A 23,199-nucleotide genomic window follows, 5' to 3' on the forward strand; every position below is an offset into this window, starting at 1 on the left:
TTTATGAGTGGTTTGGCTAAATGGGTGATGAAGAAACGTCTAAATGCCGTCATTGGTGTGATGGCGTTTGGTCTGATCCCTATGATGTTTTGGCTGGCTGCTGCAATCTTAGGATTGGTTGTACTTCGTAAAGGTGTAAAAGAAGGAATACCTGTATTCGCTTGGGGTTGCTTACCAGCACTTGTGCTCTGGCAGTTTCAAGGGGATGCAACAGCGCTGATGGTGCTGATTGATGTGATGTTGTTAAGCTATTTGCTGAGATCAACCACGTCTTGGAGTTGGGTGTTACTGGCAGGCAGTTTTCTGGCTGTTATTAATACACTGATTCAGCCTCTTTTGATGGCAGATGTTTTGGAGATGGCGGTTACGCTGGTCCAAAAAGTCATGACAACAGAGGGGGTTGAAGCGCCTGCTAGAGAGCTTATCTTTAGCCAGGCCGTTATTGCAGTGTCCATATTCCAAGTGGTGATTGCGGTTATTTCCTTGTTTTTAGCAAGGAAATGGCAAGCAGGGCTTTATAACCCAGGCGGACTTCGTACTGAGTTTCATCAATTAAGACTGCCAATTGTATTCAGTTTGGTGTTAGGCGGAATGGTTCTGATAGGTGAAAGCCTTGGTGGTGCTTTTCTTGCTTTGTCCCAGGCTGCAATACCCGCGTTGGTGTTGCCAGGGCTTGCGTTGGTACACGGTGTTCTAGCAAAGAAAAAAATTGGGGTTGTTGGACTGATTGCATTTTATCTTGTGGGATTTTTTATATTGAATGTGTATTTTGCAAATATCTTGGTGGCACTGTGTGTCGTCGACAGTTTTGTAGATATTCGTTCTAGAATCCAAGATAAATCGTCCAACTCACATGATAGCTAATGATTAATTAGAGGTGATCGAGATGGAAGTTATTCTACTCGACAAAGTAAACAAGCTAGGCGGTATTGGTGACGTTGCAGTTGTCAAACCAGGTTATGCTCGTAACTTTTTGATTCCGAACAAAAAAGCTGTAATGGCTACTAAAGCTAACTTGGCTAGCTTTGAAGAGCGTCGCGTTGAACTTGAAGCACAAGCGGCAGAGCGTAAAGGCGCTGCTGAAGCACGTGCTTTGACGCTAGAAGGCAAAACTTTCACTATCGCAGCAAATGCTGGTGATGAAGGTAAGCTTTTTGGTTCAATCGGTACGCGTGACATTGCTGATGCGATCTCTGCAGAAGTTGCTGTTGAGAAAGCTGAAATCCGTCTTCCAGAAGGCGCGATTCGTCACACAGGTTCTTTCGAAGTAGACGTTCAACTTCACTCAGAAGTGATCGTTACTGTTACTTTGAATGTAACTGCTGAGTAATTTGCTCCGCAAATTGTCAGTTTGAAAAAAGGCATCTTGCACGACAAGATGCCTTTTTTTGTGGCTGAAATTACGCTACGCTCCACACAATTTATCTGTTTTTCTATGGGTGTTTCTCGTGCAACAAAATGATTCTGACGTCGCTTCTATTAAATTACCACCTTATTCGATTGAGGCTGAGCGCTCTGTTGTTGGCGGGTTGATGCTTGATCCAGAGGCGTGGGAAAAAGTCTCTGAGTTAGTACTGGCGGACGACTTTTATCGGCCTGAGCATCGTTCTATTTTTGCCGTGATTGCCCGTTTAGCCGATGAATCTGAGCCGATCGATGTGGTGACCATTGGTGAGCGTTTAGACAAGCGAGGTGATCTTGAGTTAATCGGTGGTATGGCCTATTTGATTGAGGTCGCCGAAGCCACGCCAAGCACGTCTAATATTGCGGCTTATGCGGACATTGTGCGCGAGCGCTCTATTTTACGTCGCCTCATTTCAACGACCAGTGACATTTCAGCGCGCGCTTTTTATCCTGAAGGAATGACCGCAGCGGAAGTGTTAGACGAGGCCGAGCGTAAAATTTTTCAGATCGCTGAAGGCGGTGAGAAAAAAGGCGGCCCCCGTATTGTTTCTGATATTCTCAGCTCAACGGTCGATAAAATCGATGAGTTATATCATCAAGAAGGCGCCATTACCGGCTTAAGTACCGGTTTTACCGATTTAGACGCCATGACCGCAGGCTTACAAAAATCAGACCTTGTCATCGTTGCCGGTCGTCCTTCCATGGGTAAAACCACTTTTGCGATGAACCTTGTGGAAAATGCCACCATGATAAGCGATAAGCCTGTCATTGTGTTCAGTCTAGAAATGCCATCAGAACAACTTATGATGCGTATGTTATCGTCACTCGGTCGTATTGACCAAACCCGTATGCGTTCTGGTCAGTTGGTTCAAGAAGACTGGGATAAATTGATGTCAGCGGTCAAGATGTTAAAAGATCGTAAGTTATTTATTGACGATACGGGTGGGATCAGTCCAACAGAAATGCGCTCAAGAGTGCGTCGTATTGCCCGTGAGCATGGTGGTGCTGCGATGATCATGGTGGATTACCTTCAGCTTATGCAGATTCCAGGCTTTACGGAAGGTCGGACGAATGAAATTTCTGAAATCTCTCGATCGCTTAAAGCCATTGCAAAAGAGATGGAGTGTCCTGTTGTGGCGTTGTCTCAGTTGAATCGAAGCTTAGAGAATCGACCTAATAAACGTCCTGTAAACTCAGATTTACGTGAATCGGGCGCAATTGAGCAGGATGCAGACGTGATCTCTTTTGTGTATCGTGATGAGGTGTACCATGAAGATACGCCACATAAAGGCATTGCAGAAATTATTATAGGAAAGCAACGTAACGGACCAATAGGTACATGCCGGCTGGCGTTCGTCGGTAAGTACACACGATTTGAAGATTTAGCGCCCGATGCCTATCGTGATTTTGACGACGAATAGAGGGAGAGCGGTTTAATAAGCGTTTTTATGGATGCTTTATTGAGGTATGTCTAATTGTTTTCGCATGGATGCCTGTAACCTACTGACTCTATTTTAGTTCATTGTTCTATGTCGGAAAAAGGTCTGTCGGTAAGCTGTCATTGTTTGTACTAATACGATGGCGAAATTAATAGAATTGATTTGAGAAGCACTTATGCGAAAAATGCCAGTCACAAATAGAGAGAATGACTTTTCCAACGCGCATTCTTTGGTTTCGAGTACCGATGTAAAAGGGCGAATTACTTTTGTTAATGACGCCTTTTGTGATGTCGCTGGACTCAGCCGAGAAGAGCTAATGGGCTCTCCTCATAATATTATTCGCCACCCTGATGTTCCTCCTGCTGTTTTTGCTGATATGTGGGCCAACTTAAAAGCTGGGAAAAGCTGGATGGGAATCGTTAAAAACCGTTGTTCAAATGGCGATCATTATTGGGTGAGTGCCCATGTCAGCCCTTTGCTAGACGGCAGTCGAGTGATCGGTTATGAATCTGTTCGACGTAAAGCCACGCGGGATGAAATCAATCATGCTCAGTCGGTTTATGACCGTATTAATGCGGGTAAAGGGCTGCTGCCTATAAAAACCAAGGTGATGTCTTACCTCTGTAACGCCGAATTGCCTTTATTACTGTGCTTTGTTGGTTTGGCACTGTTGAGTTTATTATCTGGTGTGTTGATACTGCAAGCGGCCGGGGTCGTGGTGGCTTTTTTAGGGGCTTTGTTAAGCTATTATCAGCATCGGTCGCAACGGGCCATTGTCTCTCTATTATCCAGTGAAGCGCATAATCCCATCGGGCAGTATTTATATTGCAAAGCCGTGGGTGCCAAAGCGGCGATTAAATTCGCTAAGATTCACCAAGAAGCCTCTGGAAAGACTTTTCGTTATCGCCTGAAAGTGGGGGCGCAGCAGCTTAGTCTACGAGCGTCTGAAGCCAAAGGCAGTGTGTCGACTAACCTAGAGAACTTCAATAAACAGCGACACACTTTTCAAGAAGTGGTTGCGGCCAGTTCGCAGCTCTTATCGAGTGTGACCAATGTAGCGGATCATGTTCATGTTACCGTGAAGGCAACACAATCAGTAGGCGATTTGTCCTTTGAGAGCCGAACGTTAGCCAAGCAGACAGGTGATACCATGCGTCAGGTTTACGAAGATATTGCCGAGGCAAAAAAGGTAGTAGCAATCTTGGCTGAGCGCAGTGACAGTATCAATGAGGTGGTCAGTTCCATTAGTGGTATTGCCGAGCAAACAAATCTATTGGCGTTGAATGCGGCCATTGAATCGGCGCGTGCCGGTGAAGCAGGGCGTGGTTTTGCGGTTGTGGCTGATGAAGTGAGAGCCTTGGCGATACGGACGCAAAATGCCACACAAAGCATTCATAGCATGACAGAAGAGTTGAAAAAGAACACGTTAGACGTCACCAACACGATCGATAAAGGGGCAATTGTTGCTCAACAGGGAGTGGACAGTGTTGAGGCAGTGGCTCAAAAAATGGTGGACATTGAGTCAGCGATTCGACAAGTGGTTGAGATGACGACTCAGATTAATGTGTCGTCAGAAGAGCAAGCCAGTGTGGCGCGTGATCTTAATAATAAGATGCGTGAAGTGGATGAATTAGGATTGAGCAGCATAGAGCGAGCAGAGAACATTGTCGTCAACATTGCTCATATTGAAGAAGAAGCTTACGAGCAAGGCAACCTTGCTGAACGTATGAAGCAGTAAACGCCTCTCGTTACCTTGCTTAGGTAAGCCGATGATGGCTTTCTAATAAAAAGCCATCATCGGGAGTGTTTAAGCCTAACTTAGGTTAGAAGCAAGCTTAGCTTTGCGTCATTAATGGTTTCATCTTCAATTAACGCATTGGCCACTAGGGTGATTTTTTGCCAGTGCTCTTCTACTAGCTTATCTGTTTTTTCTGTGGCGGTGATTATCCACTGATGGAGTGCGTCTTCTATTTTTTTGCTGAATAGCGGTGTGTTTGTTTTTTGCTCTAAATAACGAATGTTTAAGTTATAAAGGCTAGAGTGCATACCAAATTCCGTGATGGCTACCCACGCATAATGGCTCGCTTGCGTAAGGTCACTGCTCGCGCCGGTATCGATACCGTTGTCACCACTTTCCTTCACTTGTGCAGCGCGCCCAGCAAGTGCAACGCAGGTGAGGGATTCCCAGTACTCTTTGTTTTGTTTCAACTTTTGTCCAGCGGCATAAGAAACCATACCGAGTGTTTGCTCTCTGGAAATAATACTGACACAGTCAATTTTCCTATTCGGCATGAGTATTTTTGAAATCACCGCGTGTCCAGCCTCATGGATAGCCACTTCTCGCAAATATTGTTGGTCGCTGCTGTTTGAGGTTTTTGCCCCATATTTTAAAATGTTGATCTCTTCTATTAATATGCAAAGCGTTATTTTTTCTACCTTGTTACGCATTGCTGTCAGCACGGCTTCTCGGTGTATTTTGCTTAGATCTGCTCCTGTAAGGCCTGTTGTTGGAGTAAGCAACTCACTTACGTCAAGATCATCGTCGTATAAAGGGTGCTCTATCTGCTTAGTTAATAGCCACTCTCTTGCCATTCTATCTGGTGAGGGGACTTCTAAGTGGAGGTCTAATCTTCCAGATCGAATGAGGGCCGGGTCGAGTTTGTCTCTAAGATTTGTTGCGCCGATAATAAACACCTCATCGCCAGAGGTTGAGAAGCCATCTATTTCAGTCAGTAATCGGTTTATCAAGGCATCTGCTCTTGGGCCCATCGAGCCTCTAGAAGGAAGAGCATCAATTTCGTCAATAAATAGGATGCTGGGGGCGTATTTTCTTGCCCGTTTAAAAACACTTGTGATGAAAGCTTCCGATAACAGATCTGTCCCGACACAAGCGATAAAGGGTAAGTTTGCTTCGTTCGCAAAAGCTTTTGCCAACATGGTTTTACCGGTGCCGGGTGGCCCATACAGTAACATACCAGAGGGAATGGCAACGCCATGGGCTTCAATTTCTGATGTTTGCTTTAATAGATTCGCGGCTTCACTTAATCTCGATTTTATATAGGAGTGCCCAGCGATGTCGGAAAAGGTAATAGACGGAAAATCGACCGTTAAACCACCAGTGACCTCCATATCTTCAGAGAAGGCGATATGCGTTAGGATTGGGTTGCTAATGGTAAGTGTGAGTTGGCCCTTACTTTCCTGACAATTTACATCAAAGTGGAGTGTTTGATGCTTGAGTGAAAGCTGTTTTGGGTGTTTTATCTCTGTATTAGTCGTTAAAAAGTCATGTGCATTGCTGTCTAGTTGAACGGTTATTCCTTCAGCAGGGCAAGTGGGATTGTTTCGTAGAAAATCCGTCACAGGGTCAATAATGAGATGAGAGATACTGGCTTTTATGTCTCTAATGTCAAAGGTAGGGGCGAAGTGTAATAGCAGTAATTGGTTTACTTCTGGCAAAATGGTTGAAAAGCTGAGGTCGTACTGTTGAGAGAAGAGGGTGATGTCTTTTTGTACTTGAGCCGAGGCAATGTTGCTTAATTGATCAAAAGGCAGCTTTTTGAAAAACACGATGCTGCCTTGGGATAACCGTGACAGCAGCTCGCCCGGAATGGCTTTGATTTTTCGATCGCGCTCAATTTTTGTTTCTTTTGAGAGGTGACTAATGAGTGTTTTTTTAACTTGATGAGGGTGTGCGTCAAGTTGACTTAAAAACGATTCATTGTTGTAAAAGCTTGTTCCTAAATTAGAGGTTAAGATAACGATGACATTGCGAAAGTCGATGGTTTTTTGAGTATGTTCGTCGGTTAAATAGCCTGTAGAGAAGAGTTGTAATAGGCTTAGTAATACTTGGCTATGGGCTTTTTCAAACTCATCAAGGACAATAATAGATTTTGGATGATCGCTGACAAATTGAGTGAGTCGACCTGGTTCTGAATCATCGTAACTCTTTTTTGCGCCAACCAGGCCAAATGCTTCGTTAGAGTTTGTGTACTGGGTCATGTCGAATAATTTAAACTTATAATCCTGCCCCAAATGATAAGAAAACCGTTCCGCTAAAAATGTTTTTCCTGTTGCTGGTGAGCCTAGGAAGAGAAATATGCCTTTTGGTTTGTTGCCTGCTTCTTGCCAATCACTTTGAACGAGTCCATCCACCAAGGCTTCTATTGCCGTTTCTTGTCCAAACACGTCATTACTGAGGTTACTTTTTAAACGTTCAAATTTACTAAGTTGCTCTCTGCGTCTGGACGTCGAGCGAGCGCTTGCTTCTTCACTATTTTCTAGAGGAGAGAATACTTTAAAAGCATGACTGAAAGCGTTTAGGTCATTTGTCGAGTTTCTCGCAGTCAGCGTTTCCACAATGTTGAAAACATCAGGAGAGAAAGGGTGAACGGGAGCATTTTTTACACAGTCTAACACTTCTTGAGTGATACTATTTTTGTATTTTAAGACTAAAAAGAAATAGCTATTCTGACTTTTTTTTACATGACAAATCTTTTCTATTTCGTTGGAGTTTTTCTTATCTATCTTTTCAAGGCATTCAATGGCTGCCTGAAGGTGCTCAAGCTCAATGTGTTTAGTCTTTTCTTTTATTGCAATAAATTTTGCGGTAAGCAATAACGTTTTCAAAGGGAATGCCGCCTTATGATCTTAATTTTTTGATGGACTGAGACATTAGAATCTCGTTGCACTATTTTTAAATAATAACGCAATTTTAACGGGATCACTTCTTTGAAAAGAAAAACTTTGTTTTTTATTGGATTTTGACTTATCTGCTTTTTATTCGGTTATACTCAAAATCAGTTTTATGAGTGCTGATTACTTTATATTAATCTTATATATTATAGGAGATAAGAATGACGTTAATGCAGGAAATATCAAAGTCCATTTTTCAGTTTGTTACGCAAAATAATAACTGGGATACAGTATCTGTTTCACCTATTTCCATCGTCAGAGTAGGTGCAGATGCGGTTTTTCCTTACGTGTTAGATGTTGTTGAAGGTGACGAATACGCCAGTTTACGCCTACAACTCAAAGCAGAAGGTGTATTAAGTCGCGTTACTCAAGGTATCGTTGCTAAACGAGGTGGAGAAAGATATTTTGAGACAGAAGGGTTATTCAGCACTCAAATAGATGAAGAGTCATTCAGTATCTCTTGTAATGTCAACCGTGATATTTTGGAACAATTTACCGAAAACTTTGACGCAATTGTGGAGCGTTGTGAACAGATGATTAGTGCTTTGGTAAAGCAGTCAATTGAGCTAATGCAAGAAGAAATTGAAGAAGATGAAACGGGAAGTGCTGAGGAAGCACCGGCACCCGATGTGAGTTCCCAGGCGCTCCCTGAGGGACAGAGCAATGCATCAATGAAACCTCACTCTGTAAAAGAGGCCATTATTCAGTATCTTGATCGAAAGGAATGGAATTATGAAGACGATGAAGAGAAAGGCAGAATACTGCTAAGAGTGAAATTGAGTCAGTATTCAGACCACGATGACAGCAATGTTTTTGTAGTTGATATGAACTATGGCAATGATGATTTAGTTCGGTTTCAATCTCCTATGATGTATAAGTTTGATTTATCAGTCACACCTTATTCATTAATTGCCTCCGTTATTGCTTGGTGTCAATTTCAGTATAAATTTCTTTCTATGTCGTTAGACCCTGCTGATGGAGAATTGAAAATATCCATTGATATTCCATTAGGCAAAGGCTCAATTGACAGTTCTCAAGTAGAAAGAATTGTAGGTTTCATGGTGCAGTTTACTGAAGAGACGTTTGACGAGTGGTTTGACGATTTACTTCACTCTCCACAGGATGCGCAGAAGAAATTAGACGACACAATCAACAAACATCGACAGCAGTTTGAATCTAAAAGATGGGTTCATCAATTTGAAAGTGACCTTGCTGGATTGAGCGAAAGTAAGCGAAATGAATTGGAGCGTGTGCTTGCTGAATTAAAAGCGTCGGATGAAGCTTCTGGCAATGAAGGGGCTAAGCCACGGGAGGGGATCTAATGCCGAGACACTCCCAGTCGAAATTAAAGCGACTTTTTAAACATTTTATGGATTGGTTTGACGGTGCGCATGTGAGCCAATTGACATTGGCAACCGTGATGTTTGGTGTCTTCAGCCTTGCTTTCTTTTGGTTCACGTTAAAGTGGAATTGGTTGCCAGATGATTTGTTACCTTCTAATTTAACGCAAGAAAGTACTGGCTTGTTTGATGCTTTAGGAGGGTGGGCGTTAGGCTTTGCAGGGGCGTTAGTGGCCATTCGAATTGCCGGGTTAGCCACGAATATCCAGCAAAATGACTCGATTCGAGAAGAGATTATCTACCTTAACCGTTCTGTTGAAAAAATCTCTGATATTAACTCTAAAGTGACGCGTTCTATCTATGATGCAAAGCGCGCATGCACGGCACTTTTGCTAGAGTATGATGATATTAGCAAAGCCAAACCGGCACGTTTAATCAATTATTACGGAGAAAGGCCTGCACCGAAGTCATCGGAGCTATCGCCAGAAGTACTAAGTAATTTAATTAGTAAGCTTGATGATCTCATTTCGACTATTGAAGAAAGTTCTCGCGACTTTGTTTTCCGTTCTTTGTTTAAATTTGCGCGTTCACCTAAAAGTGATAATCACATTGTGTCGCCGGAAGACGCCCCACTGGATGATTTTTTCTTAGAAGAAAGTACACGCAACATTATGCTCGGCATTGTGGCAGAAGATTTAAAAGTGTATGACTTTATAGAACAGTTGAACCGCTCTTCTAAAAACTTAGGGCTTGGGATAAGTCACCTAAGAAGTAAAAATATTTTGGTTGAATACTCAAAAGATTTAGAGCAATTATTGAAGCTGGTTCGCACTGATAAGCTTGAATACTCTGGGGCTGCGTGGTTGTTGCTAGGTATGTTTTTACTACATGATAAAGTGGAAAAAGCAGGTGGTAAACGCGTATACAATACAGGGTTTTTGTTAATCAGCTTAGTGTTAGGAAGCCTGCCAAATAGAGAGCTTCTTAAGGAATATCTGCAGTCCCAACTAGAAGAAGGGAGTATGGAATACACTCGAAGTGGTAAACAACGCTTGAAAGAAGAGGTGATCAAACTTTCTGAGCAGTTGTATTACTTGGAAGGGGTAGAAGCCTTTGATCACGCGGATGAGAGCAAGTCCAACCCCTCCGATTTAGCGGATGTGATCAATTTGTTTCAAACCTGTGCAAACAATATTGACATATTGAGGGTGCGTTCGAGGGTGACTGGGTTGAACGAGAAATACAACGAAAGCAGTTTAAATGCCAAGTCCATTGATAAAGCCAATAATGCGCCTACTTCAGAGCCTAAAAAGGGGTAATTGAGCAGTACCCCAACATGCGTGTATCAATGTTGGCATGTAAGCCCTTTGTTGAGAAATAAAGGGCTTTTTTGTGTGCGTGCTATACCGTCTCTTCGCTGACCACTTGGTAAATGGCATCCGCCAATGTCTGAATCTGCTCTTGGCTAATAATAAAGGGCGGCATTAAATAAATCAGTTTTCCAAATGGGCGTACCCAAACCCCGAGTTTGACGAATTTTGGTTGAACATCTTGTAATGTAACCGGTTTTTTAAGCTCTACAACGCCAATTCCTCCGAGACAACGCACTTCTTTTACTTGTTCCAGTGACTCGCAAGGCGCTAAGGCATTCTTCATCCAAGACTCTAACTGCGTAATTTTTTGTGGAATATCGTAGCTGTCTAATAGCGCCAAACTTGCATTGGCCGCTGCACAGGCGAGAGGGTTACCCATAAACGTTGGCCCGTGCATAAAAACACCCCCTTCGTCACTGATGCCAAGTGCGACCTTATCGTTGGTTAATGTGGCGGCCAGTGTCATATAGCCCCCTGTTAGCGCTTTGCCAACACACAGAATATCTGGGCAGATGGTGGTGTGGTCTGTGGCGAAGTATTTTCCAGTGCGACCGAAGCCTGTGGCAATTTCATCAAAGATAAGCAGAATATTAAACTCGTCACATAAGACACGTATTTGATTTAGATACTCTGGGTTATAAAAGCGCATGCCACCGGCATTTTGCACTAGGGGCTCGATGATAAACCCTGCAATTTGTTGATGGTTTCCTTCAAATGTTGTCCTAATGCTGTGTAGATACGCCTGATCAACAGGGGTGTGGATTCCCGTTGGCGGCGGCGCAACAAAAAACTGTTGAGTCAGCGCTTCGTTAAACAAATTGTGCATACCGTTATCGGGGTCACAGACCGACATGGCGGCAAAGGTGTCGCCGTGATAGCCGCTTTTGGGGGTGACAAAAAACTGTTTATTGGGCTGGCCTTGCGTGTTCCAGTATTGAATGGCCATTTTTAAGGCCACCTCGACGGAAACAGAACCTGAGTCTGAAAAAAAGACACGTCGCAAGGGTGTGGGGGTGATCGCAACCAGTTTTTCCGCCAGTTCAATGGCGGGTTTATGGGTAAGGCCACCAAACATAACATGAGCAAACTGTGTCAGTTGCGTCTGGATCGCTTGGTTCATATCTGGATGATTATAGCCATGAATAACGCTCCACCAAGACGACATACCATCTACTAAAACCTGTCCTCCATCGAGCGTGATTTCACACCCAGTAGCCCCCTCTACTAAAAAGTGAGGGCTGGGGTGGCTCATCGATGTGTAGGGATGCCAGAGTAACTGTTTGTCTAACATTAGGTAATCTTCGGGTGTTTTCATTGTGTCTGCCCTTATATTTTTGCAGGCATAGTAAACAATGCTTACCTCGATGACCAGAATGGTTAGAGGGTCAAGGTTTAATCCTGTTTGTCCGCCGTGCGTGCAATCACCCAAACATCCACTTGTTCTGCGCCTGCTTGTTGTAATAATCGAGTGGCGTTTTCTATCGTACTGCCTGTGGTCATTACATCATCAAAAAGTGCGACATGTTTTGCAACGCGCCCTTGTACACTGTAGACAGATTGTGGCGCATCAAGCCTATGTGTTCGAGAAAGAGAATGCTGAGCCTGTGAATGTTGGATTTTACTTAGGGGGTTGGGCACCGCTAATGTTGGGCTGTGATCACCCAATGTCTGGCGGAGTTGTTTAATCAGCTGTGCTGACATGGTGCGAGTCTGGCAAAACCCACGTTCCTTAATGCGTTTCGGATGACTTGGTATATAAATAAGCTGTTCTGGCCAAGCACGATTTTCATAGTGCTGGTGAAGGTGTTGGCTTAACAAATAGGTCAATGGGCGAATGTAATGATTGCCTTGATGGAACTTGATGTGGTGAATAAGTGTTTTGGTAATGCCCTCAAAGCGAAAAGGTGCGATGCATGCCTTGTAGGGAGGGGGAAACAGTGTGCAGTGAAGGCAAATAGTGTCTTTTTGGTTAGTCATTGGGCGCTTGCATCGCTGACAGTGGTGTTTATTACTGACAAAGCCGGCTTCACAGTGTTTGCAAAGCGTACTTTGGCAAGACGCATTGCAAAGATAACATCGGGTCAAAAAAAGACCGCAGTAAACCTTGTTTATTTTTGTGGTTGACAGTTTTTTCCAGTCCATTAGTATTGCTCCATCAAAATTATTGGATCGAGGGTGTCATGTCTCTAAGTGCGTCAAATACTATGTCTTCTACCAGCACGGCCAAGCCGCGTTTCGATTGGACTCAAGCGGAAGTCAAAGCACTCTTTGATCTGCCTTTTATGGATTTGATGTTCCGTGCTCAAACCATACACAGAGAGAATTTTGCCCCGAACCAAGTACAGGTCAGTACTCTGTTGTCCATTAAAACGGGTGCTTGTCCTGAAGATTGCAAATATTGCCCGCAAAGTGGTCACTATAATACCGAACTTGAAAAAGAAAAATTAATGGAAGTGGAGAAAGTCTTGGCAGAAGCCGCTTTAGCCAAAGAAAAAGGCGCGAGTCGTTTTTGTATGGGGGCCGCTTGGAAGCATCCGTCTGAGAAAGACTTTCCTTATGTGCTTGAAATGATCAAAGGCGTTAAGTCTTTGGGGTTAGAGTCTTGTGTCACCCTAGGCACATTAAACGATGAACAGGCAAAACGTTTGTCCGATGTGGGGTTGGACTATTACAACCACAACTTAGACACTTCTGCAGAATTTTACGACAGCATCATTACTACCCGTACTTACCAAGACCGTTTGGACACCTTGTCACGGGTACGCGGCTCAGGAATTAAGCTGTGTTGTGGCGGCATTATGGGCATGGGGGAAGAACAAAAAGACCGTGTCGGTTTATTGCGTCAGTTATCTCACATGCAGCCTCACCCAGAAAGTGTGCCGATTAATATGCTGGTGAAAGTGGAAGGCACACCGATGGAAAATGTGGAGGATTTAGACACCTTTGAATTTATTCGTACCATCGCGGTTGCGCGTATTCTGATGCCTAAGTCTCATGTTCGCTTGTCAGCTGGGCGACAAGAGATGAACGAGCAAACCCAAGCTTTATGTTTTATGGCGGGCGCGAATTCCATTTTTTATGGGGAGAAATTATTAACCACAGGCAACCCTGAAGCCGATAAAGACATGGCGCTGTTCGCTAATCTGGGAATACAGCCCGAACAGAGAGAAGCGCATTCTGATGAAGCGGTGGCTGAAGCCATTGCGGCACAAGCCGTAAAACAAGAAGAATCCAAATTGTTTTATGAAGCCAGTGTTTAAGACACCGGAGTGGATGTTGGCCGCGTTGGAAGCGCGTCGCCAGCAAGATCTGATGCGTCACACGGTGACTTTACAAAGTCCACAAGTGCCTCACATTCACATTAAAGGCCAGCCTTTTACCGCCTTTTGTTCAAACGATTATTTGGGGCTTGCGAATCACCCCTTGATCGTTAAAGCCATGCAGGAAAGTGCGGCTCAACATGGGGTAGGGGGAGGATCATCGCATTTGGTGTGTGGTCATCTATCGCCTCATCAAGCCTTGGAAGAGGCGTTAGCCGACTGGTTAGGTTATGAGCGGGTGCTACTGTTTAGCACGGGTTATATGGCGAACCTTGGTGTGATTTCAGCGCTGGCAGGAAAGCAACGCCCTGTCGTGCAAGATAAACTGAATCACGCTTCTTTAATCGACGGCGCCATGTTGGCACAAGCGCCTTTGCGACGCTACTTACACGCCGATGTAGCCAGTGCAGAAAAGCGCCTGATGAAATCGGATTCGTCTGGTTTGTTGGCAACGGACGGGGTGTTCAGTATGGACGGCGACATTGCTCCTCTTGCAGCATTGTCTGCCTTGGCGGCTCGGTATGATTGGACCCTTATGGTTGATGACGCCCATGGTTTAGGATGCCTCGGTGCGCTTGGCCGTGGTTCCACTGCGTTAGCTGGATTAGAAGCACAACAAGTCCCCGTGTTAGTCGGAACGTTTGGCAAAGCATTTGGTACGGCTGGAGCATTTGTCGCAACGTCCCACGATTATGCGGATTATCTGACGCAATTTGCTCGTCCTTATGTGTACACGACTTCTATGTCTCCTGCCATCGCAGGAGCAACGTTGGCGTCGTTAGCCTTAATTCAGTCCAACGAAGGGCAAGAAAGACGTGAGCGGCTTATTCAGCACATTGCTTACTTTCGCCAGCGGGTATCCGGCTTACCTGTGACTCTTATGGCTTCTGAGACAGCGATTCAACCGATTGTGTTGGGTGATACACACTCTGCTTTGCGAGTCAGTGCTGCATTAAAAGCATTAGGTATTTTGTGTACAGCGATACGCCCTCCAACCGTACCTGCCGATAGTGCACGTTTACGAATTACCCTAAGCGCGGCCCACTCATTGTCTGATTTAGTGTTATTATGCGATGCACTTGAACGCGTATTAACACAGAGATAAGAGAGGGAAAGCATGCCAGAACGTATTGAAACCGAAGCTTTTGGAGACATAACGCAACCTGCGATTTTTATGGTGTCAGGATGGGCAATGCCGAAAGAAGTGATGCATGCTTTTGCTTTGCGTTTGAGTCAACGCTTTTACGTCGTAGTGGCCAGTTTGCCAGGTATCTCGTTAGATAAAGAGTGGGTCTCTCGCACTCGAATAGGCCCTAATTATGATATTGACGCTCTATCAGAGCAGTTGATTGAAGCCGCCCCTAAACAGGCTTGGTGGGTCGGCTGGTCGTTGGGTGGCATGATTTCTGTGTACGTTGCAGCACGTCGTTCAAGCCAAGTGAAAGGGGTGATTACGCTTGCGACGTCCCCTAGTTTTGTGGAGCGGGTTGGTTATCCCCATGGTATGCCATTAGATAGCTTTGAGGCTTTTTCGTCTCTTATTGAACGCACGCCGGAGGCAGGTCTGAAGCGATTTACCTTGTTGCAAGCGAGCGGCGCTGAGCAAGAACGTGAGATTGCTAAGCAACTGCAAGCTTTTTTGCCCACGGAGACACTGGACTCGGTCGGTCTGATGGGAGGATTACGGCTGCTTAAATCATTGGATATTCGTCGAGAATGGGCCATATTGGATTGTCCTAATGCTCATATTCACGGCCGTAAAGATACGCTTATGTCTTCTTCTGGTAAGGCGCAATACATTGAGTCAAATGCGTTATCACACGACATCGAGTTACCACACTGTGCCCATGCTATTTTTCTTGAAGACCAAGAAACCTGCGCACGTCATATAGAAAGCTTTATTGATGTTAATCACACCTGATCATACTTTATCCCGTTATAAACAAACATTAGCGCAGCGGTTTGACCGTGCATCACTGTCTTATGATGCTTACGCTGACTTCCAACGTATTGTGTTACGTCGTCTTTTACAGACATTGCCATCCACAGAAGCGGAGGTTGTATTAGATCTTGGCGCGGGAACAGGTCAAGCGCTTGATGCGTTAGTGACACGTTACCAGCCACCGCTTTGTGTTGCCCTCGATTTGTCTTCACAGATGTTATCCGTGGCCAGAGCGCAGCATGGCTGGCTTGGTCAGGTTCAGTATGTGTGTGCGGATGCTGAGCAATTACCGATGGCCGATGATGCTTGTCATTTGGTTTTTTCCAGTCTTGCGGTGCAATGGTGCCTCAATCCTAGAGCCTTGTTCGAAGAACTGTATCGTATTACTCAGCCTGGAGGGTATGTGGTTTTTTCAACCTTGTTGCAAGGGTCAATGGAGGAGGTCAGTACGGCTTGGCGAGCATTAGATGGGCAAGAGCACGTCCATCGTTATGACTCAATGGAAGCGGTTAGAGGTTATGTAGAAGCCGCACATTGGTCGGTTCTATCTGCTGAATCTGTTTGCACGACCATGTGGTTTGAGTCGGCTAAAGGGGCCATTGATTCCCTGAAAAAAATAGGGGCCAGCTTAATCGCCAGTCAAAATCGCGATGGTATGTCTCCGAGTAAGTGGAAAGCGTTTTTATCAGAATATGAGAAGCAGCGCTGTACACAAGGTGTACCTTTAAGTTACCAAGTGTCTTATATTGTGGCGCGTAAGCCGATGAATAATCAGGAGAAATAGGTGAAAAAACGTTTTTTTGTCACAGGAACGAATACGGATGCGGGTAAAACGTATGTGACGGTCGGCCTTTTAAAAGCCGCTCAACGTGCAGGTGCCAGAGCGTTGGGGCTCAAACCTGTGGCGGCGGGTGCAGAATGGCGAGAGGGAGTGTTGCGTAATGACGATGGGCTTCGTATTCATGCGGCTAATAGCGTCAAATTACCTTATGAGCAGGTCAACCCTGTTGTTCTAGAAGAAGCCATAGCACCTCATATTGCCGCCAGTCACGAAGGTCGATTGGTAACGGCATCGCGCTTACAAGGCTATATTCAAGGAGCGTTATTGACGCCTCACGATTTTGCCCTGGTGGAAGGCGCGGGAGGGTGGCGAGTACCGCTTAACGACAGAGAGCTGTTGTCTGATGTCGCTAAGTCTCTGCATTTTCCTGTTATTCTGGTGGTCGATATGAGGCTGGGTTGTCTCAATCATGCTATTTTGACAGCAGAAGCCATTGTTGCGGATGGTTTGACCATTGCGGGTTGGATTGCCAACAGTGGACAGGATAGAATGCCTTGTTTTGAAGAAAATGTAGCCACTTTGTCGTCACTGTTTTTAGCGCCTTTGCTCGGTGTTTTACCTTGGTCCCAAGATGAGAAAGAGGCTGAGTCCGTGTTTGATGCGCTCTATTCAACGCTATAATAAACGGCGTCGCCTCTACCAGAGGGCATCGTTTATCATGTTCAATGACGTTGAAGTCGGGTGCTTTTTTGGCAAAATACGCAAACTTTTTAGATTGGAGTGATGATTTGAAGGCGTGGTTATGTGGTTTAGACGATGAAGAGCTTTCCAGCGTATCCAGTATTTTTACCTTTATTGGGGTCGAACACAGTACCTCTCTCACCGCGTTTTCCTTGCCTGATTTTGTTGTTTTGGGCCAAGCCGTTGATTCGTTTGAGTTGGATGAAGTGTTGCCGGTCATTTCTTTGAGTCATTCTGTGACATGCGTTGGTGAGCATAATGTGTGGTTGTGCCCTTTACCCTGGCGCTCTTCGACCTTGTCTGCCGTATTGAAAGAAATTAAGCAGCTTCACACTTTTCCTCAAGCATCGGGTGTGAATTTAAACCTTCATGTGCGCCACCTTGAGGCACTACTGATCCGGCAAGCATTAGCGACAACGCAAGGCGTTGTTTCTAAAGCCGCGCAGAACTTGCAAATACAACGTACGACATTGATTGAAAAAATGCGTCGCTATAATATTGATAAGTCGGAGTTTTAGTGACAAAAGACGAAGAAATTGCTGAGTTAAAGGCCGCCTTTGCGGCCTTTTCTGAGTCGTCAGAAGTATTGGCTCAATCTTACGTAGGGCTTCAGCAAGAAGTCGCTCGTCTCTACGAAAAATTAGAGCAGTCAGAACGTGACAAGCGGGAAGAGCAGGACAAAAATCGTGTGTTGGTTTTGCAATTCCAGCAATTATTTGAGTCGATGCCAGTTGGCGTGCTGTTGCTAAGCGAAGAAGGGACGGTCATCATGGCGAATCCTGTCGCGGATCGTCTGTTCAATCTGCCCTTGGTAGGTCAGCCATGGGGTGATATCGTTCCTTTAAGTTTCCGTCCACAAAAAGACGATGGTCACGATGTCAGCATGGTGAGTGGCCGTCGTGTACGGGTGGAGACGGCATCATTGGGTAATGTTCCCGGTCAGTTAGTGATTTTAGTGGATCTGACAGAAGCTTATTTGTTGCAGAAAAAGCTCTCACACCATGAGCGACTGTCGAATATGGGCAAAATGGTGGCTGCACTGGCGCATCAAATTAGAACGCCTTTGTCCTCGGCAACCCTGTATGCCGGACATTTACAAAAGCCAGATTTGGCCCCCGTAATGCGTCAAACGTTTGCAAACAAATTGGCTGACAGATTGGCCAATATTGAAAAGCAAATCCGCGATATGCTTATTTTCTCGCGCAGCGAGATTAAGCTGGATGAAACCGTCAGCATAAACGCTTTCATCAAAGAGCTTACTCATCAGAGTCAAGAAATTTGCCAGCAACGGGGAATACCGTTTCATGCCTCGGGGGCTGAGTTTTTAGCAACCGATTGCATTAAGTGCAACAAAGAAACATTATTGGGCGCTTTGTTAAATCTGGTGAACAATGCTGTGGATGCGCAGTCTACTGAGGGGCGAGTAGAGCTCAGTTGGCGTCATAATCATGGTTACATCACATTGACCTTCAAAGACCATGGCATTGGTATGTCAAAAGCGCATTTAGAACATGTTCAGGAAGGTTTTGTTACAACAAAGCAACATGGTACTGGGTTGGGGTTGATGGTCGTCAAAGCCATCGCAAGAGCTCACCACGGTCAATTTGAAATAGACAGTATAGAGGGGGCTGGTACTACCGCCAGCTTTACACTGCCTCTTGTAAGGGTATGAAATGTCAGACGTGAAATTATTGATTGTCGAGGACGACAAAGGGTTGGCGGAAGCGCTAGAAGACACGCTTATGTTGGCCAGTTATCAGTGCAAAGTTGTTTACAGTGCAGAAGATGCTGTGATCGCTTTGAAGCACGGTGTGTTTGATATGGTGGTGTCTGATGTTAACTTGCCAGGCATGGACGGTTATGGCTTGCTCCATCATGTTGTAGAAACCTACCCTGAATTGCCTATTATGTTGATGACGGCTTATGGTGATATAGCGCATGCCGTTGAAGCGATGCGAGATGGTGCCGTTGACTACCTGCTTAAACCGTTTCAAGAAGAAGAGTTACTGAACGCGATTGCCAAGCATACGGTGAAAACAGAAGCGTCCAGTCACTTACAACCCATTGCAAAAGACCCTTCCAGTATTGCCCTTTTCGAGTTGGCAAAACGTGTTGCTGTAACGGATTCCACCGTATTGGTTTGCGGTGAAAGCGGTACCGGCAAAGAAGTGTTAGCGCATTTTATCCACCAAAGCTCAAACCGATCTGGTGCGCCTTTTGTGGCCATAAATTGTGCCGCCATTCCCGAGAATATGCTGGAAGCGATTTTGTTTGGTTACGAAAAAGGCGCTTACACAGGCGCTGTGTCCTCGCAAGCGGGTAAGTTTGAGCAGGCCAATGGGGGGACTTTATTACTAGACGAAATCACAGAAATGGATGTCGGGCTGCAAGCTAAGTTGCTGCGCGTGTTACAAGAACAAGAAGTTGAGCGTTTAGGGGGGAAAAAGTCTATTCCTTTGGATGTGCGAATCATTGCCACAACCAACCGAGATTTGGCGGATTACGTACGAGAGGGCGGTTTCCGTGAAGATTTGTATTATCGCCTCAACGTCTTTCCTTTGCGCTGGTTGCCCATTCGTGAGAGAAAAGGTGACATTCTTCCATTGGCCCAACATTTACTGGCAAAACATGCCGCAAAAATGCGCATTACCGGTGCAATTTTAAAGCCCTCTGCTCAAAGCAAATTAGAAGCGCACCCCTGGCCTGGTAACGTTCGTGAGTTAGATAATGTGATTCAACGTGCACTTATTTTGAGCCCAAATGCACAGATTCATGAAGATCATATTGCCTTTGATATGATGAGCCTATCTCCGGCCGCTGAGCCTGTCGAGCCGGAAGAAGACAGTGCGGCGTCGATCCTTGGAAAAGGCGTTCAACAGCACGAGTTTCGTATTATTGCGCAAGCGCTGGTGGATGCAAAAGGCAAGCGAAAAGTGGTTGCTGACACGCTGGGAATCAGCCCAAGAACCTTGCGTTATAAAATTGCGAAAATGCGAGAAAGTGGCATAGATGTGGATTGATTTTTGTATCTTGTTTCAATTCACTTTATGCTAAACTGTATTAACATATATTTTTAGGTGAAAAACATGATTTCTGGTCGTCCAGACATTAATCAAGTCCTGTCTCAGATGAGGGATATGCGGTCGCAAGTTCAAGCGCCAAATTCTCCTGTGTCAGAAGTCACCAAAATACAAGGTGAAAACACAGGGATTGAAGGCGTAGAACGCGCTGATTTTGCAGAAATGCTGAAAAATGCGGTGAATAATGTCAATACGTTACAAAAAGAGTCAACAGAGCTAGCCCAATCTTATGAGCGCGGTGACGAAGGGGTGGATCTACCTCAAGTTATGATTGGTCTACAAAAATCAAGTGTGTCCTTTGAAGCCATGACACAAGTAAGAAACAAACTTGTAGACGCGTATGAGAAAGTCATGAACATGCCTATCTAGGCTGAATAAATCGCTGGCGCTTTTTAATGGATAATGTCCCTGCAGAACAATCAGAGCAAAAGCTCTATCTAGACTTAGTGACCGGCTTTAACAAGTTAACGGTCATACGTCAGCTTGCGCTTATGGTAGGGTTAGCGGCGTCGATCGCGATTGGTCTTGCGGCCGTACTTTGGAGTAATGGTCCTGATTACAAGCCTGTCTTGAGTAGTATTACGGACTATAACGCCGATCAGATCGTTGAAATACTCAGTGTTAACAACATTCCCTTTAAATTAGATGAAAATACTGGCGCTTTGCTGGTGGAATCTGATTTTTATCATCAAGCCCGTCTTAAATTAGCCGGATCTGGCATCGTGTCTGACAATATTGTTGGCATGGAAATCATGGATCAAGAACAGGCTTTAGGCACATCACAGTTTGTTGAGGCGACACGTTATCGGCGAGGACTAGAAGGTGAGTTGAGCCGAACCATTACCAGTTTGCAAAGCATTAAAAGTGCGCGGGTGCATTTGGCCATTCCAAAAGAGTCGGTTTTTGTTCGGGATACTCGAAAACCATCCGCTTCCGTGTTTCTAGAGCTCTACCCCGGACGACGACTGGACAAGAGTCAGGTCGAAGCCATTGTGAACCTGGTTGCTTCCAGTATTTCTCAGTTAAGTGATAAAGACGTGACGGTTGTGGATCAACGAGGCACCCTGTTAACAGAAAAAGATACAGATTCAGAGTTGTCCGTTGCGGGTAAACAATTTGATTATGCTCGTAAAGTGGAAGATGTGCTTCTGCAACGGGTCAATAATATTTTAGGTCCCGTGATTGGCGAAGGTCGTTTTAAAGCGGAAGTGTCTGCTGATGTTGACTTCACCGCCGTGGAGCAAACAGCAGAGCAATATAACCCTGATTTACTGGCGTTGCGAAGTGAACAGACTCTACGAGAAAATCGAGCATCAGGTGCGAATACCGGTGGCATACCGGGAGCATTGACCAATCAACCGCCGGGTGCTGTGACTGTACCAGAAGCCGTTGATGAAAATGGTGCACCAATCGGTGGGAATAGCGCAGCGTCTAATGGGCAATCACGGGAAGAAACCACCCGTAATTTTGAACTTGACCGAAGTATTAGTTACACAAAACGCCAGCAGGGTACGGTAAGACGTTTATCCGTAGCGGTCGTAGTGGATGATTTAGTGAGTTTGAACCCAGAAACGTCTGCGTTGGTTAGAACACCGTGGAACGACGATGAGTTAGGTCGTCTTACGTTATTGGTCCGAGATGCGGTGGGTTACGATCCTTCTCGTGGTGACAGCGTGAGTGTTATTAACTCACCGTTTGCCCTGCCTGAACCAGAAGAGCCTATTGTTGAGCCGCCTTTTTATCAGCAAACTTGGTTCTTGAATTTAATACAGCCAACATTGGTGGGTATATTTGTTTTAGTGCTGCTGTTGGTGGTTGTGCGTCCGATTCTGAAGACCTTAAGTGAACAGAATAAAATTGGTGTTAATGAAGATACCGAAGCGGCGATATTTTCAGATGAAACCGATGAGATTTCAGATGATCAAGTGTCTCTAGTCAGTGCGGAAGATATCTTAGTGCCGGGCTCACCTGAGAAAATTGATCGTCAATTAAACGCTATTCGTGGCTTAATTGCAGAAGAGCCAGAGCGAGTTGCTCAAGTGATTAAACAATGGGTGATGGAAAGTAAATGAGTGATGCGAGCCAAGGAACAGACCTAACGTCCGTTGAAAAAGCGGCGGTGCTTTTAATGTCGCTTGGTGAATCCGATGCGGCACAAATATTGAAACACATGGGGCCAAAAGAAGTTCAGCGGATTGGTCAAACCATGGCACAGTTGTCGAATGTACAGCGTCATCAAGTGGAAAAAGTGCTTGATGATTTTCTTGTGTTGGTTGGCGATCAAACCGGCCTTGGCCTAGGTGCAGATGGCTACATTCGTAACATGCTTCGGGAAGCATTAGGTGAAGAGAAAGCGGGTAGCTTAATTGATCGAATTCTGCTCGGCGGTAACACCACAGGATTGGACACACTCAAATGGATGGAGTCCAGAGCCGTTGCTGACGTGATTCGTTACGAACACCCGCAAATTCAGGCTATCGTTATTTCCTATCTAGACCCTGATCAAGCCGCAGGTATTTTAGCCAACTTTGACGAGCGGGTGCGCCTTGATATTGTGCTTCGTGTTGCGGCACTTGAAACCGTTCAGCCTGCAGCGTTACAGGAATTAAATAACATACTTGAGCGCCAATTCTCTGGTAATCAATCCACTCAATCTACAACCATTGGTGGTGTTCGTACCGCAGCCAATATCATGAACTTCATCGACAGTGCTGTTGAGTCCGAGCTGATGGATTCCATTCGTGATGCAGACGAAGATTTGGCTAACACTATTCAAGATTTGATGTTTGTCTTTGACAATTTGTTGGACGTAGACGATCGTGGTATCCAGGTTATTCTTCGTGAAGTCGAGTCTGAAACATTAATTTTAGCCCTTAAAGGGGCGGATCCAGACATGCAAGAGAAAGTCTTTAAGAACATGTCTTCCCGAGCGGCCGATATGTTGAAAGATGACCTTGAGGCGAAGGGACCTGTGCGCGTGAGCGAAGTAGAAGTGGCACAAAAAGAAATATTGGCTGTGGCCAGACGTCTTGCTGAGAGCGGTGAAATCGTTCTAGGTGGCGGCGGTGAGCAGATGGTCTAGTTAGC

20 protein-coding genes are annotated in these 23,199 nt (G+C 45.2%); 17 read left to right on the plus strand and 3 right to left on the minus strand.

Annotation, left to right across the window (positions count from 1 at the left end):
* Positions 1–3 precede the first annotated feature (3 nt).
* The 4 genes from LG368_RS08520 (at position 4) to LG368_RS08535 (ending at position 4,581) form a co-directional block, all read left to right on the plus strand.
* Entirely contained in the window at positions 4–864 is an 861-nt protein-coding gene (locus tag LG368_RS08520; RefSeq protein WP_226754312.1) for a YybS family protein, read from the plus strand.
* Positions 865–886: 22 nt separating this feature from the next.
* Positions 887–1,330: a 50S ribosomal protein L9 gene (rplI, locus tag LG368_RS08525; protein ID WP_226754313.1), complete on the plus strand. Its 444-nt coding sequence runs from the start codon at positions 887–889 to the stop codon at positions 1,328–1,330.
* 118 nt (positions 1,331–1,448) lie between these two features.
* On the plus strand, positions 1,449–2,825 hold the full coding sequence (dnaB, locus tag LG368_RS08530) for a replicative DNA helicase (protein ID WP_226754314.1): 1,377 nt from the start codon (positions 1,449–1,451) through the stop codon (positions 2,823–2,825).
* Between the two features lie 193 nt (positions 2,826–3,018).
* Entirely contained in the window at positions 3,019–4,581 is a 1,563-nt protein-coding gene (locus LG368_RS08535) for a methyl-accepting chemotaxis protein (protein ID WP_226754315.1), read from the plus strand.
* 80 nt (positions 4,582–4,661) lie between these two features.
* Here the strand turns inward: LG368_RS08535 and LG368_RS08540 are convergent, their stop codons facing one another.
* Positions 4,662–7,469 carry an AAA family ATPase gene (locus LG368_RS08540; protein WP_226754316.1) on the minus strand — a complete coding sequence of 936 codons (2,808 nt, stop codon included), beginning with the start codon at positions 7,467–7,469 and terminating at the stop codon, positions 4,662–4,664.
* A gap of 227 nt (positions 7,470–7,696) precedes the next feature.
* On the opposite strand from LG368_RS08540, the gene LG368_RS08545 reads away from it, so the two are divergent.
* Both LG368_RS08545 and LG368_RS08550 read left to right on the plus strand, forming a co-directional pair.
* Entirely contained in the window at positions 7,697–8,857 is a 1,161-nt protein-coding gene (locus tag LG368_RS08545; protein ID WP_226754317.1) for a hypothetical protein, read from the plus strand.
* 71 nt (positions 8,858–8,928) lie between these two features.
* The gene (locus tag LG368_RS08550; RefSeq protein ID WP_226754318.1) at positions 8,929–10,194 is read left to right on the plus strand and encodes a hypothetical protein; all 1,266 of its coding nucleotides are present in this window, start codon (positions 8,929–8,931) and stop codon (positions 10,192–10,194) included.
* 82 nt (positions 10,195–10,276) lie between these two features.
* On the opposite strand, the gene bioA is transcribed toward LG368_RS08550, so the two are convergent.
* A complete protein-coding gene (gene bioA, locus LG368_RS08555) occupies positions 10,277–11,563 on the minus strand; it encodes an adenosylmethionine--8-amino-7-oxononanoate transaminase (RefSeq protein ID WP_226754319.1) in 1,287 nt (428 codons plus the stop codon).
* Positions 11,564–11,640: 77 nt separating this feature from the next.
* On the minus strand, positions 11,641–12,225 hold the full coding sequence (locus LG368_RS08560) for a ComF family protein (RefSeq protein WP_226754320.1): 585 nt from the start codon (positions 12,223–12,225) through the stop codon (positions 11,641–11,643).
* A 203-nt stretch (positions 12,226–12,428) separates the two neighbouring features.
* Here LG368_RS08560 and bioB point away from each other — a divergent pair, with 203 nt between their 5' ends.
* The 11 genes from bioB to fliG all read left to right on the plus strand — a co-directional run bounded on the left by bioB (position 12,429) and on the right by fliG (position 23,194).
* On the plus strand, positions 12,429–13,508 hold the full coding sequence (gene bioB, locus LG368_RS08565) for a biotin synthase BioB (RefSeq protein ID WP_420827963.1): 1,080 nt from the start codon (positions 12,429–12,431) through the stop codon (positions 13,506–13,508).
* A complete protein-coding gene (gene bioF / locus LG368_RS08570) occupies positions 13,492–14,673 on the plus strand; it encodes an 8-amino-7-oxononanoate synthase (RefSeq protein WP_226754321.1) in 1,182 nt (393 codons plus the stop codon). The genes bioB and bioF overlap by 17 nt, the downstream gene beginning before the upstream one ends.
* A 12-nt stretch (positions 14,674–14,685) precedes the next feature.
* Positions 14,686–15,489 carry an alpha/beta fold hydrolase gene (locus LG368_RS08575; RefSeq protein ID WP_226754322.1) on the plus strand — a complete coding sequence of 268 codons (804 nt, stop codon included), beginning with the start codon at positions 14,686–14,688 and terminating at the stop codon, positions 15,487–15,489.
* Positions 15,473–16,294 carry a malonyl-ACP O-methyltransferase BioC gene (gene bioC, locus LG368_RS08580; protein WP_226754323.1) on the plus strand — a complete coding sequence of 274 codons (822 nt, stop codon included), beginning with the start codon at positions 15,473–15,475 and terminating at the stop codon, positions 16,292–16,294. Before LG368_RS08575 ends, bioC begins: the two co-directional genes overlap by 17 nt.
* Positions 16,295–16,972, plus strand: a complete 678-nt coding sequence (gene bioD / locus LG368_RS08585) for a dethiobiotin synthase (protein ID WP_226754324.1) — start codon at positions 16,295–16,297, stop codon at positions 16,970–16,972.
* A 68-nt stretch (positions 16,973–17,040) separates the two neighbouring features.
* On the plus strand, positions 17,041–17,550 hold the full coding sequence (locus LG368_RS08590; RefSeq protein ID WP_226754325.1) for a helix-turn-helix domain-containing protein: 510 nt from the start codon (positions 17,041–17,043) through the stop codon (positions 17,548–17,550).
* Positions 17,550–18,704 carry a sensor histidine kinase gene (locus LG368_RS08595; protein ID WP_226754326.1) on the plus strand — a complete coding sequence of 385 codons (1,155 nt, stop codon included), beginning with the start codon at positions 17,550–17,552 and terminating at the stop codon, positions 18,702–18,704. Before LG368_RS08590 ends, LG368_RS08595 begins: the two co-directional genes overlap by 1 nt.
* A 1-nt stretch (position 18,705) precedes the next feature.
* Entirely contained in the window at positions 18,706–20,052 is a 1,347-nt protein-coding gene (locus tag LG368_RS08600; RefSeq protein WP_226754327.1) for a sigma-54-dependent transcriptional regulator, read from the plus strand.
* 66 nt (positions 20,053–20,118) lie between these two features.
* On the plus strand, positions 20,119–20,481 hold the full coding sequence (gene fliE, locus LG368_RS08605; protein ID WP_226754328.1) for a flagellar hook-basal body complex protein FliE: 363 nt from the start codon (positions 20,119–20,121) through the stop codon (positions 20,479–20,481).
* Between the two features lie 26 nt (positions 20,482–20,507).
* Positions 20,508–22,184, plus strand: a complete 1,677-nt coding sequence (gene fliF, locus LG368_RS08610; protein WP_226754329.1) for a flagellar basal-body MS-ring/collar protein FliF — start codon at positions 20,508–20,510, stop codon at positions 22,182–22,184.
* Positions 22,181–23,194: a flagellar motor switch protein FliG gene (fliG, locus tag LG368_RS08615; protein WP_226754330.1), complete on the plus strand. Its 1,014-nt coding sequence runs from the start codon at positions 22,181–22,183 to the stop codon at positions 23,192–23,194. The genes fliF and fliG overlap by 4 nt, the downstream gene beginning before the upstream one ends.
* Positions 23,195–23,199: the final 5 nt, after the last annotated feature.

The sequence above is a fragment of the Marinomonas algarum genome (assembly GCF_020532605.1).
GTDB lineage: Bacteria > Pseudomonadota > Gammaproteobacteria > Pseudomonadales > Marinomonadaceae > Marinomonas > Marinomonas algarum.